The sequence below is a fragment of the Streptomyces xingningensis genome (assembly GCF_054957865.1).
The window spans coordinates 1-11213 of the sequence record NZ_JBDJPF010000106.1 but is presented as its reverse complement, the minus strand read 5'-3'; the positions used below and the strand labels follow the sequence as shown (position 1 = coordinate 11213).

The following is an 11213-nucleotide window of genomic DNA, read 5'->3' as shown; positions in this document are numbered from 1 at the left end:
CCCGAGTTGAGTGTTTACACATCGACTCGGGCCTCCGGCCTTTTGCATTTACCGAAAAGCGAGTAGCTGCGACCTGGCCTACGCCACGCAGAACTCGTTGCCTTCCGGGTCCTGCATGATCCACCAGTGACCGGCAGGTCCCTTGTCGACCTCATGGATGCGGGTGGCCCCCAGGCCTTCCAGCCGGACTACCAGTTTGTCGAGGCCGCCCGGCTCACTGTGGACGTCGATGTGCAGGCGATTCTTGCCGGACTTGCCCTCGGGCACGTCCTGGAAGAGCAGCCGCCGGCCGCGGCCAACGCCGCTGATCTGATCGAACGGGTCCTCGGGGTGGCGGATCGCGGCGTAGCCGCGGAAGGTCTTGCGGCCGTGCTGCTCGGTGACCGCCTCCTCGCCAATGTGGCCGGCGGCCAGCAGGTTCTCGATGAGGGCGCTGGGGTCTTCCACCTCGTATTCCAGGACCGCGGCCCAGAAGTCTGCGAGGGCGGGGGCGTTCGTGCTGTCGATGACCAATTTCCAACTCAATACCATGTAACCGGTTATATTGGTTACATGGACTCTTCCGCAACCAAGGGCCTGACGCTGTACTCCCATACCGGCGTCGCCTACCGGTTCGACCCCGGCGCGCTGTGCCTGGAACTGCTGACCACCGGCGGTCCCGGCCCCTACCGCCGGTACGAGGTCCTGCACGAGCCCTCTGACCTGGCCGTCTGGGCGGACCGCTCGCGGCTCACTCCGACGCCCGTGCTGGAGATTTCTGCAGCCGAGGTGGCGGATGCGCGAAGGCTGCGCGACGCGCTGTTCCGAGTGGTCCTCGCCCATGTGCGCGGCGAGCCGCACCCGCCCGGTGACATCAAGGCCATCAACGAGGCAGCCGCCCGTCCGGCCCTGGCACCCGCCATCAGGTCGACCGGAAAGCGGCAGTGGGCCGGGAACCTCAGCGGCACACACCTGGTGGCCACCGTCGCCCAGGACGCCGTAGAGCTGTTGACCGGCCCCTTCGCGCACCGCATCCGCACCTGCGCCGCCGAGGACTGCCACCTCGTCTTCGTCGACACCTCACGCCCCGGCCGCCGCCGTTGGTGCTCCATGGAGCACTGCGGCAACCGCCACAAAGTGAGGGCGCTGCGCGCCCGCAACTCCGAGGAAGGATGACCGCTATGCCCACTGGACTCACCAAGGCCGCCGGCTGGCAGGTCGGGGTGTCCCGCACGCTTCCGCACCCCGCGTCCGTCGTCTGGGACTTCATCAGCAGCCCCGAAGGGATTGCCCTCTGGCTCGGCCCCGGCGCGGTCCTCACCCCGGAACGCGGCGCCCCCTACCGGACGACCGCAGGAGTGACGGGCGAGGTGCGCGGCTACCGCTCGGGGGAGAAGATCCGCGTCACTCACGGCGCCACCACAATCCAGGTCGCCCTTGGTTCCACCGTCAACGGGGCCCGGACAATGGTCCGCTTTCACCAAGAGCACCTGGCCAGCGCTGAAGAGCGTGAACAGCAGCGGGCCCACTGGCAGCGCATCATGGACCAAGTCGCCACCGTGCTCGACCGCCAGTGACGGCAGGTGTGCGATACCTGAGTGGCGTGCATGCGATCCGGTGAGGGTCCGTGGTCTCCCGGAACTATTTGTTTTTGAGCGGTGCGGCTTGCTGTGCGGGGCTGCCGGCGAGGCGGCCGATCGCCTGGGCGAGCTGTCCGGCGTAGTGCTCGACCAGTTCCGGTGAGATGGCATCGGTGTCGAACAGACCGCGGGCCAGCTGGGGGTAGACGGCGAGGGCGTTGCCGGCACTGATGGCGATGAGGAGCAGCGCGGCGGGGTCGAGGCTGTCATCGAGCTCGCCTGTGCGCTGACGCTCGCTGAGTACTTCCACTTCGTGCCGGAGCTGGGCGTTGCGTTCCTGCGCCTCCTCGTCGTTCTCGTCGTCCTTGCCGGTGTCGGCGAGGCCGTCCCAGGCGAGCAGACGCCCGCCAAGGTGGGGGTCGACGCTCGCGTGAACGTTGCGTTTGATCTGCTCGGTGAAGTCCAGGTCGTCGGGGATCGCCTCGGCCTCGTGGGCCCGCCAGCGGCGGCCGATCTCCTGGTACAGGCCCTGTTTGCCATCGAAGTAGTAGGAGATGAGCTGCTGGTTCACGCCGGCGCGTTTGGCGATCTCCGAGACCCGGGCGCCGTCGAAGCCCTTGGCGGAGAACACCTCCACCGCGGCGTCGAGGATGCGCACCTTGGTGCGCTCCGCGTCACGCTGCCGCTCGTGCGGGGCCGGTGACCGCCTGGCCTGTCGCTGCCGCCCGTCCGGTTCTCGGTCCTGTGCCGTGTGCCGTGTAGCCATGACCACGATTTTGTCATACGCCCATGCAACCTAATCAACTATTCGTTTGACAATTGCATGCGGGCAACTGATCCTGCTGTTCGGAGTGCTGGTCGATTCCTGTGCCTGTCCGCGCCGTAGTTCATGGCGCTGCCGCCCGAGCGCCGGGCGACGTCATCGAGGAGAGCTGTCATGGCCCACATCGCCTTTATGAGCCTGGCCGAATCCGGGCATCTCAACCCCATCCTGCCGATCGCCCGGGAGCTGATCGGGCGCGGGCATCGCGTCACCTTTCCCGCTGACCAGTCGATGGCCGGGCGCATCCGACCGACTGGCGCCGAGATCGTCCCCTATGAGCCCCGGCCCGCCGAGTCGATCGTGATCGACAGCATGGACGCCGCCGCACGCGCCACCCTCGCCGTGCTCCAGCAGCTGGAGCACGTTCTGCCGCAGATCGAGGCCGGTTACCCGGGCGACCGGCCGGACCTGATCGTCAACGACTGGCTCGCCTGGGCCGGCCCGATGCTCGCCGCCAAATGGCACACCCCCAGAATCCAGTCCTGGTCCGCCCATGCCGCCAGTGAGGGCTATGACTTCGGCAAGTTCATCGTCGACATGTTTGTCGCCGGCCCGGTCAAGGCCGAGTTCGACACCCTGCTCGCCACCATCCTGAAGCGGCACGGAATCCCCGAGCTCACGCTGCACGACTTCTACAAGCCCGCCGAGTTCAACCTCGTCTACCAACCCAGGTCGTTCCACGTACGCAGTGAGACCTTCGACGACCGCTACGCTTTCGTCGGACCCACCCGGCTGCCCGAGCCCCAGGGCTGGACACCGCCGCGACGCCCGCTGGTCCTCGTCTCCCTCGGTACCCTCATCAGCTGCCGGGACTTCTTCCACACCTGCATCCAGGCGTTCGCCGACCAGCCCTACCACGTCGTGTTGTCCGTGGGCCACGCCATCGATCCGGCCGGCCTCGGACCGCTGCCTGCGAACATCGAGGCACACCGGCAGGTCCCGCAGCCGGCCGTGCTCGCGCACGCCGACGCCTTCGTCACCCACGCCGGTATGAACTCCACCATGGAAGCTCTGGCTGCCGCCGTGCCGGTGGTGGCCATTCCGCACACCCCCGAGCAGCAGACCACCGCCGACCGCATCGTCGAACTGGGCCTGGGCTGTGCCCTTGCCCCCGCCGACGCGACCGCCGAGCGCTTGCGCAATGCGGTCCGCGGTGTGCTGCACGATCCCGCCACCCGGCAGCGGCTGCGCGCCATGCGGGACGACATACTCGCAGCGGGTGGCGCACCCCACGCCGCCGACGCCATCGAGGCCCAACTGCCCGGGTGACGTGCGTCCCTCCGGCGGTGCGCCCGCACTCGATGTTCGACGCGAACGCTCAGGCTTCGCTGTGCGCAGTCACCTTGACGGTGGGGTCCGGGATGCTGCGTCGGGTGAACGCCCACAGCACGAGCCCGAGGCAGCTGAACGCGGCGCCCAGTATGCATACGGCGCCCCAGCCGGCCGCCGTGTAGAGGGAGGTCGAGGCGATGGCGCCGACGGCGCTGCCGATCGAGTAGAAGATCATGTATCCGCCGATCAGCCGGCTGCCCGCGTCCGGGTGCAGCGCGTAGATCAGGGTCTGGTTGGTGACATGGACCGCCTGCACGGCGAGGTCGAGCAGGATCACCCCGACGACCAGGGCCCAGAGCGAGCTGCGGGTGAAGGCCAGGGGCAGCCACGAGGCGGCGAGCAGTGCCAGGGCGATGCCGGTGGTCCGCCCGGAGAGTCCGCGGTCGTTCAGGCGGCCCGCCACGTTCGCGGCCAGGGCACCGGCGACACCGATCAGCCCCAGCGCCCCGATCGCGCTGTGGGACCAGGAGTACGGGGCCTCGCTGAGCGGCAGCGCGATGCTGCTCCACAGGGTGCTGAAGGAGGCGAAGATCAGCAGGCAGAACGCGGCCCGGAGCCGCAGCAGCCGTTCCCCTGCGAAGAGGGTGATCGTGGAGCGCAGGAGCTGTCCGTAGCGCAGGGTGGCCGGCGGAACGGCACTGTGGCGCGGCAGCACCCGGTACAGGACCAGGGCGAGCAGAGCGGTGAGCGACGCCGAGGCGAGGTAGACGGAGCGCCAGCCCGCGAGGTCGGCCAGGAGGCCGGACACGGTGCGGGCGAGCAGGATTCCGGTGACCACGCCGCTGGTGACCATACCGACGACCCGTCCGCGCTCGGCGGGAGGGGCCAGTGATGCCGCGAAGGCCACCAACGTCTGTGTGACGACCGCGAGAAGTCCCGTCGCGGCCATGCCCGCGAGCAGGACCGCCGCCGTGTGGGCGGTGGCCACCACGGCCAGCGCCACCACCAGGAGCAGCAACTGGGACACGATGAGCCGTCTGCGGTCGGTCATGTCGCCCAGCGGTACGAGGAAGAAGAGTCCCAGCCCGTATCCGACCTGGGTGAGGGTGACCACGATGCCGACAAGTGCCGGGCTCATGGCGAGGTCGTGGCCGATGGTCACCAGGAGCGGCTGGGAGAAGTAGACGTTGGCCACCGCGGCCCCGCAGGCGACGGCGAACAGTATGACGACGCCACGGGACAGGACGAACCCGGAACCTTCCCCGCTTCGCGCCTCGGTCTGTCGTGTCACGGCCTCACTGTTGCCGGGCATCAGCGTTCCTCCCCATATCTGGTTTCATCTTGCTACCAGTGGCGACGGTAACTTTTTTGGTAGCATGTTGCAACCATCCTGAGAGTGAGGGACGCCATGGTGACCAGGACGCGCTTCGACGGCAGCGAATGCCCCGTCGCCCGGTCGGTGGACTCGATCGGCGACTGGTGGTCCCTGCTGATCGTGCGGGACGCCTTCGACGGAAGCCGGCGCTTCGGGGAGTTCCAGCGCAGCCTCGGCGTGGCGAAGAACATCCTCACCGCGCGTCTGCGCGCCCTGGTCGCCGGTGGCGTCCTCGAATCCGTCCCCGCCTCGGACGGCAGCGCCTACCGCGAGTACGTACTGACTCCGAAGGGCAAGGCGCTCTTCCCCGTCATCGTGGCGCTGCGGCAGTGGGGCGAACAGAACTTCTTCGCCCCCGGCGAACCACGCTCACAGTTGGTCGACCGCCGACAGGGACATCGCCTCCGCGCACTGGAAGTGCTGTCCGCGGACGGGCGACGGCTGGACCCCGACGACACCACCGTCCGTAAGAGCTCCACCCAGTGATCCGAGCCGGAGACCCGGTGCCGACGCTGCTCCGCCGATGATTCCGACAACGCGTCGCCCTCGTCCGGCAGTTGCCGGACGAGGGCGACGCGTTGAGCAGGACGCCTTCGTACCGCTTGCGGTGTCGACGTGCCGACGCTTGGGAGCCGGTCCCGCCGGGCTCCGGAAAAGTCAGCACTCAGGCCGACTTCGCAGTCAGGCGGTCTCCACCTGGAGGATCTCGGCGAGGGACCGGTGAGCGCCGGCCCGGGCCGGGAGGACGGTCAGCGCCGGGATGAGTACCACCGTGCCGAGGAGGACGGCGGCCAGCCACAGAGGGTTGGGGAGCGTTACGGTTCCGCCGTGTCGCAGCGTGGTGTAAAGCAGGATCCCGCCGGGGAGTCCCAGCACGGCGCCGAGGAGCGCGGGGATCGCCTGGGCTGTCACCAGGCCGGAGGTGACCTGCCCGGGGCTCGCGCCGAGTGCCCGTACCACCGCTGAGGAGCGCCGGGCATCGAGCACGGTGGCCCAGACGATGAAGACCGCGTTGATCGAGGCAAGGGCGCCGATCATCACCGCGATCAGCAGCATCGTCTGATCCAGTTGGCCGGCCAGGGGATTGCTCAGCGCGTCCGGGCCCGTGAAGTGCTCGGAATCGACGCGCTGGTGGGAGATCAGCACGGCGACGACCCCACTGACCGTGATGGCTATGCTCGCCACTCCCAGCGCGGCGCGGCGCGGCCGCCGGGCCACCAGGCGCAGGCCGAGCAGCAGCGCCACCGGCAGCCGCGCGGACAGCGCGATCAGCCGGCCGCGGCGCTTCGGCGCCCGCGCCGCGTTCGCCAGCGCCTGTACGGTGCTGGTCCGCGCGGCTCGCACAGCCGGGAAGAAGGTCGCGACGACCGCCACGGCCAGCGTCGTGGCGACCACGATCGCCCCCTCGGCCGCGGTCACCGGTGGCAGCCCGGAGCTGCCGAGCAGGCCCGCGGTGTCACCGGTGAGCTCGGGCGCCACGAACGCGCCGACAGCTATACCGGCCCCGGCCGCGACCAGCGCGACCACCACATATTCGGCCAGCAGCACCATCGCGACCAGCCGTGGCGTCCCGCCGACCGCCTTGAGCAGCCCGACCCGGCGGGTCTGGTCGGCCATGCGGCCCCCGACCAGGACCGCCACGCTCGCGACGGAGAGCAGGCCGAGCAACGAACTGCCGACGAGCAGGTCCCCGCGCACCGTCTCGGTCGTCCGGGCGTTCCGGCGCTGGATGTCCGGCCAGGCCTCGGCGCCGAGCACGGCGTTGCCCGGTGCCGGCCGATCCATCTCGACCTGGTCGGTGAACGCCTGCGCGGAGTCGGGGTTCGCAAGCTTGAGGTTCATCATGTAGTAGATCGGGTTCCGCGTGCTTGCCAGCGCCTGGGTATCGGTCCGCGTGGCCCAGATCAGACCGCTGTTGTCCCGCTCGGGCTTGCTCGAGGACATTTCGCAGTTGGTCAGGCAGGCCGCCGGGAACGGGGCGATGGCGGCGCTCACCGCGAGGCCGGAGACCGTGAACTCCTTGTCGGAGACGGTGATCCGGTCGCCGACACCGACGCCGAGCGCGCGGGCCAGCCCGGCCTCCACGACCACCGAACCGTCCGGGCCGACCCAACGGCCGGCGGTCAGCTTCGGCTGGTCCACCGCCGCCGGGCCGGCATCCCGGCCCAGCACCTGTGCACCGGTCGAGTGGCCGTGCGCCCGGACGACACCCCAGGTCGAGGGGTACGGACCGCTGTGGGCGGTGACGCCGGGCCGCTTCGCAACCGCGGTCAGCGCGGTGAGTTGATCGTCCGTGACCACCGGTGCGATGCGCTTGCCGATCAGCTTCAGCACCACGTCCGGCCCGACCGTGGCGGCCCTTGTCCGCTCGTAAGGCTGTCTGGTCACGTCGCGCAGCGCCAGACCCAGGGTCAGGGTCGTGCTCACGGCGGCGATGACCAGCAGCAGCAAGACCGCCTCCGTGCGGCGGCGGCGCAGGTCCCGGAACGCGAGTCGCAGAATGAGTCGGAGCCGTCCCATGAGCTCAGCCCTCCAGACCGACAATTGAGGCGAGCGTGCCCCGGCTTCCGCCGGTCAGCCGGGTCACATCGGCCAAGGACCCGTCGCGGATTGTGACCATCCGGTCCGCGGTCGCTGCGATCCGCGAGTCGTGGGTGACGATGATCAGGGTCTGCCCGGCGTCGTGCAGGCTGTCGAACAGCCGGAGCACTTCCAGCGTCGCCTCGCTGTCCAAGTTGCCGGTGGGCTCATCGGCCAGGACCAGCAGCGGCTCGTTCACCAGCGCCCTGGCCACCGCGACCCGTTGGCGCTGGCCGCCGGAGAGCGCGGACGGCACGTGCGAGGCCCGGTCGGCGAGACCGACCTGCTCCAGCAAACCGAGCGCGCGCTTGCGCGCTGCCCGGGGCGAGCGCCCGGCCAGCAGCGCGGGCAACTCCACGTTCTCCACCGCGGTCAGCTCGTCCGTCAGGTGGAATGCCTGGAAGACAAACCCGATCGCATCGCGCCGGAACCGGGACAGCGCACGCTCGCTCATCGTGTCGACGCGCTTGCCCGCGATCGTGATCTCACCTTCGTCGGGCCGGTCCAGCCCGCCCAGCAGGTGCAGAAGCGTTGACTTCCCGCATCCGCTGGGGCCGGTCACGGCCAGGGTCTCACCTGGGGCAACGTCGAGGTCGAACCCGCCGAGCGCCCGCACCCTGCCATCCCCCGAGCCGTGGTGCTTGCCGAGGCCCCGGGCGCTCAACAGGACTGCGTTGTCAACATCGTTCACTGTTCTCTCCTCGTGCGGGTCCATGCGCGGTCACATGCCTCCAGCCAGTGCAAGTCGGCTTGCAGCCGGAGCACGACGCCTTCCAGCAACAGGGCGGCAGGTGAGCCCTCGGGCTCGGCCAGCGCTGCGCGCTGTGCGTCCCTCAGCCGACGAAACAATTCGCGCCGCTGCGCATCCACGATGGCGATCGGATCGGCCAGCCGCCCGGCCGCGGCAGCGGTCAACTTCAGGTGGAACTCGGCCAGATCCGGCTTGGGCCAACTCACCTCGGTGAACCAGCCCGCGATCCGCTGCTGACCGGCTGCGGTCAGCATGTACACCTTGCGGTCCGGCCGGTCAGTCAGCCCCGGCGCGGCCTCGGAGACCACCAGGCCGGACTTCTCCAGCCGGCCGAGGGTGACGTAGATCTGCCCGGCATTCATGCCTTCCCCGACCGGCCCGAGCGCCTCGCGCAGCCGCTCGCGGAGCTGGTAGCCGTACGACGGTTCCTTGGCCAGCATGGCCAGCACAACTTCCTGCCGCACGGGACCCCCCTCAACTAACGGCTAGCTATATGGATAGCGGTTAGCCGACATCTGGTCAACCAGTCGCTCCATGCATCCGCTTCCGAAGCGCAGCGCGCCCTCGACCCTCGTGGAGGGCCCGAGGGCGGCCGGACGTGCCCGCCGTGGGCGAGGTGCGAAGATGGCCGGCAGTCGGATGGTTCGTACGCCCCGAAGCCCAGCGCAGCGAAAAGGTGAGCACCGTGCACCAGAGAGTGGCCGTCCTCGGTACCGGAAAGATCGGCGAGGCACTCCTCAGCGGCATGATCCGGGCCGGCTGGTCTCCCGTGGACCTGCTGTGCACCGCGCGCCGCGCCGAACGCGCCGAAGCCCTCCGTATCCGCTACGGCGTCGAGGCGGTCGGCAACGTCGACGCCGCCAAGAGCGCCGACACCCTGATCCTGGCCGTCAAGCCGCAGGACATGGCGTCACTCCTGGACGAACTCGCCCCGCACCTGCCCGCCGACAGGCTGGTCATCAGCGCGGCGGCCGGCATTCCCACCTCCTTCTTCGAGGCGCGGCTCCCGGCGGGCACCCCCGTCGTCCGGGTCATGCCCAACACCCCCGTCCTTGTCGACGAAGGCATGTCCGTCATCTCCGCGGGAAGCCATGCGACCGAGGATCACCTCCTCCGCACTGAAGCGATCTTCAAGCCGGTCGGCAAGACCCTGCGCCTTCCCGAGTCGCAGCAGGACGCAGCCACCGCCCTTTCCGGCTCGGGCCCCGCCTACTTCTACTTCCTCGTCGAGGCCATGACCGACGCGGGCATCCTGCTGGGTCTGCCCCGGGACAAGGCCCATGACCTGATCGTCCAGGCGGCCATCGGCGCCGCCGTCATGCTCCGCGACAGCGACGAGCACCCGGTCAGGCTTCGCGAGGCGGTTACCTCACCGGCCGGGACCACCATCAACGCCATCCGTGAGCTGGAGAAGCACGGCGTACGGCATGCCCTCATCGCCGCCCTGGAGGCCGCCCGCGACCGCAGCCGCGAGCTGGCCTCCGGAGACGGCTGAGCCTGGAGTGACGGTGCGCGCTCAGTCGGCGGGCAGCAGCCCGACCGCCCGATAGGCGGCGTCCACGGTCGGCCGTGCCAGCTTCCGGGCCCGCCGGGCCCCCTCGCGCAACACACCGTCCACATATCCCGGGTCGACGCACAGCAGGGCGTGCCGCTCCCGTACCGGCCGCAACACCTCCACCACCGCATCGGCCGTGTCCTTCTTCAGGGCGCCGTATGAGCGGTAGCCCGCGGCCAGCTCGGCCGGCTTGCCACCGGTGCAGGAGGCCAGAAGTTCCAGCAGATTTGCCACCCCGGGCTGCGCCTCCCGGTCGTAGCCGACCTCGCCTCCGCTGTCGGTCACCGCGCGCATGACCTTCTTGCGCACGACGTCGGGCTCGTCGAGCAGATAGACGATCCCGGAGGTCTCCGTGTGCGATTTGCCCATCTTCGACGTCGGGTCCTGGAGGTCCATGACCCGCGCGGCCACCGGCGGGAGCACGGCCTTCGGCACGGTGAACGTGCGCCCGTACCGCTGATTGAAGCGCCCAGCGAGATCCCGGGTCAGCTCCACATGCTGCGCCTGGTCGTCCCCGACCGGGACCTCGTCCGCGCCATAGGCGAGGATGTCCGCCGCCATCAACACCGGATAGGTCAGCAGCGACAGCCGTACGCTCCCGCCCGTTGCCCGCTCCCGGGCGGACCTTTCCTTGTACTGGATCATGCGGCGCATCTCGCCGTCGGTGGCCGTACATTCCAGCAGGTACGACAGCCGGGTGTGCTCGGCCACCTGGCTCTGTACAAAAAGGGTGCAGAGCTCTGGATCCAGCCCCGAGGCGAGCAGCAGCGTCGCCGCCTGACGGCTGAGCCTTCGCACCCGGGCCGGATCGTGGTCGACGGTCAGCGCGTGCAGATCCACGACACAGAAGAGGGCGTCGGCCCGGTGCTGATCCGACTCCACCCATTGTCGTACGGCCCCGAGATAGTTGCCCAGGGTGAGATGGCCGGTGGGCTTGATGCCGCTGAAGATTCGTACTGCCATCGGTGCTGTCGCCTCCTGGAGGAGAGGGACCACCGCCACGGACAGCAAAACGGCCGCCGAGGCGGCGGCCGTTGGGTGCATGCGGTGTACGCAGGTGTGGGGCCGCCGTCAGGCGGCCCACCACTGCTGACTACATGCACGCTGCTTGGTCACGACAGCGACCGTACGCCCCCAAAACCCGCTTGCGCCATCGATTTGATGGGCCATACGGGGGTCGTGTAGTGTTCTCCGAGTTGCCGCGGCGTCCGTGAGGACGGCGGAGCAGCGCTGCACGCCATATCGGCGGGATCCACTACTGCACGGCCCTTGAACGGGATTGATTTCGGCATGCCGGA

Annotated in this window: 12 protein-coding genes; 5 read left to right on the top strand and 7 right to left on the bottom strand. The window is 69.3% G+C overall.

The annotated features are described in order from the left end of the window. Nucleotides 1-78: 78 nt before the first annotated feature. Nucleotides 79-531, bottom strand: coding sequence for a VOC family protein (locus tag ABCR83_RS31325; protein WP_462698643.1), 453 nt, complete (start codon nucleotides 529-531; stop codon nucleotides 79-81). 21 nt (nucleotides 532-552) lie between these two features. Here ABCR83_RS31325 and ABCR83_RS31320 point away from each other — a divergent pair, with 21 nt between their 5' ends. After that, nucleotides 553-1155 carry a CGNR zinc finger domain-containing protein gene (locus ABCR83_RS31320; protein ID WP_462698642.1) on the top strand — a complete coding sequence of 201 codons (603 nt, stop codon included), beginning with the start codon at nucleotides 553-555 and terminating at the stop codon, nucleotides 1153-1155. 5 nt (nucleotides 1156-1160) lie between these two features. Continuing rightward, on the top strand, nucleotides 1161-1556 hold the full coding sequence (locus ABCR83_RS31315) for an SRPBCC family protein (RefSeq protein ID WP_462698641.1): 396 nt from the start codon (nucleotides 1161-1163) through the stop codon (nucleotides 1554-1556). A 64-nt stretch (nucleotides 1557-1620) separates the two neighbouring features. Here the strand turns inward: ABCR83_RS31315 and ABCR83_RS31310 are convergent, their stop codons facing one another. Next, on the bottom strand, nucleotides 1621-2325 hold the full coding sequence (locus tag ABCR83_RS31310) for a TetR/AcrR family transcriptional regulator (protein WP_462698640.1): 705 nt from the start codon (nucleotides 2323-2325) through the stop codon (nucleotides 1621-1623). A 171-nt stretch (nucleotides 2326-2496) separates the two neighbouring features. On the opposite strand from ABCR83_RS31310, the gene ABCR83_RS31305 reads away from it, so the two are divergent. Further along, nucleotides 2497-3651 (top strand): macrolide family glycosyltransferase, encoded by a 1155-nt coding sequence (locus ABCR83_RS31305; RefSeq protein WP_462698639.1) that lies wholly within the window; start codon nucleotides 2497-2499, stop codon nucleotides 3649-3651. A 49-nt stretch (nucleotides 3652-3700) separates the two neighbouring features. Here the strand turns inward: ABCR83_RS31305 and ABCR83_RS31300 are convergent, their stop codons facing one another. Then, complete coding sequence (locus tag ABCR83_RS31300) at nucleotides 3701-4966, bottom strand: MFS transporter (protein ID WP_462698638.1); 1266 nt, start codon at nucleotides 4964-4966, stop codon at nucleotides 3701-3703. A gap of 96 nt (nucleotides 4967-5062) precedes the next feature. Between ABCR83_RS31300 and ABCR83_RS31295 the strand changes: the two genes are divergently transcribed. Beyond that, on the top strand, nucleotides 5063-5515 hold the full coding sequence (locus ABCR83_RS31295; RefSeq protein ID WP_462698637.1) for a winged helix-turn-helix transcriptional regulator: 453 nt from the start codon (nucleotides 5063-5065) through the stop codon (nucleotides 5513-5515). A 195-nt stretch (nucleotides 5516-5710) separates the two neighbouring features. On the opposite strand, the gene ABCR83_RS31290 is transcribed toward ABCR83_RS31295, so the two are convergent. Genes ABCR83_RS31290 through ABCR83_RS31280 form a run of 3 tightly spaced genes read right to left on the bottom strand, consistent with a single transcriptional unit; the run spans nucleotide 5711 to nucleotide 8824 of the window. Next, entirely contained in the window at nucleotides 5711-7549 is a 1839-nt protein-coding gene (locus ABCR83_RS31290) for an FtsX-like permease family protein (RefSeq protein ID WP_462698636.1), read from the bottom strand. A gap of 4 nt (nucleotides 7550-7553) precedes the next feature. Continuing rightward, nucleotides 7554-8324: an ABC transporter ATP-binding protein gene (locus ABCR83_RS31285; protein WP_462698635.1), complete on the bottom strand. Its 771-nt coding sequence runs from the start codon at nucleotides 8322-8324 to the stop codon at nucleotides 7554-7556. Continuing rightward, on the bottom strand, nucleotides 8297-8824 hold the full coding sequence (locus ABCR83_RS31280; protein WP_462698634.1) for a PadR family transcriptional regulator: 528 nt from the start codon (nucleotides 8822-8824) through the stop codon (nucleotides 8297-8299). Before ABCR83_RS31280 ends, ABCR83_RS31285 begins: the two co-directional genes overlap by 28 nt. A gap of 221 nt (nucleotides 8825-9045) precedes the next feature. Between ABCR83_RS31280 and proC the strand changes: the two genes are divergently transcribed. Continuing rightward, entirely contained in the window at nucleotides 9046-9855 is an 810-nt protein-coding gene (proC, locus tag ABCR83_RS31275) for a pyrroline-5-carboxylate reductase (protein WP_462698633.1), read from the top strand. Between the two features lie 21 nt (nucleotides 9856-9876). Here the strand turns inward: proC and trpS are convergent, their stop codons facing one another. Continuing rightward, nucleotides 9877-10878, bottom strand: a complete 1002-nt coding sequence (gene trpS, locus ABCR83_RS31270; RefSeq protein WP_462698632.1) for a tryptophan--tRNA ligase — start codon at nucleotides 10876-10878, stop codon at nucleotides 9877-9879. Nucleotides 10879-11213: the final 335 nt, after the last annotated feature.

Coding starts and splice junctions, on each gene's coding strand:
- trpS (WP_462698632.1), bottom strand. CDS start 10,878: ATGGCAGTACGAATCTTCAGCGGCATCAAGCCCACCGGCCATCTCACC.
- ABCR83_RS31285 (WP_462698635.1), bottom strand. CDS start 8,324: ATGGACCCGCACGAGGAGAGAACAGTGAACGATGTTGACAACGCAGTC.
- ABCR83_RS31300 (WP_462698638.1), bottom strand. CDS start 4,966: ATGCCCGGCAACAGTGAGGCCGTGACACGACAGACCGAGGCGCGAAGC.
- ABCR83_RS31310 (WP_462698640.1), bottom strand. CDS start 2,325: ATGGCTACACGGCACACGGCACAGGACCGAGAACCGGACGGGCGGCAG.
- ABCR83_RS31290 (WP_462698636.1), bottom strand. CDS start 7,549: ATGGGACGGCTCCGACTCATTCTGCGACTCGCGTTCCGGGACCTGCGC.
- ABCR83_RS31295 (WP_462698637.1), top strand. CDS start 5,063: ATGGTGACCAGGACGCGCTTCGACGGCAGCGAATGCCCCGTCGCCCGG.
- ABCR83_RS31315 (WP_462698641.1), top strand. CDS start 1,161: ATGCCCACTGGACTCACCAAGGCCGCCGGCTGGCAGGTCGGGGTGTCC.
- ABCR83_RS31325 (WP_462698643.1), bottom strand. CDS start 531: ATGGTATTGAGTTGGAAATTGGTCATCGACAGCACGAACGCCCCCGCC.
- ABCR83_RS31320 (WP_462698642.1), top strand. CDS start 553: ATGGACTCTTCCGCAACCAAGGGCCTGACGCTGTACTCCCATACCGGC.
- ABCR83_RS31305 (WP_462698639.1), top strand. CDS start 2,497: ATGGCCCACATCGCCTTTATGAGCCTGGCCGAATCCGGGCATCTCAAC.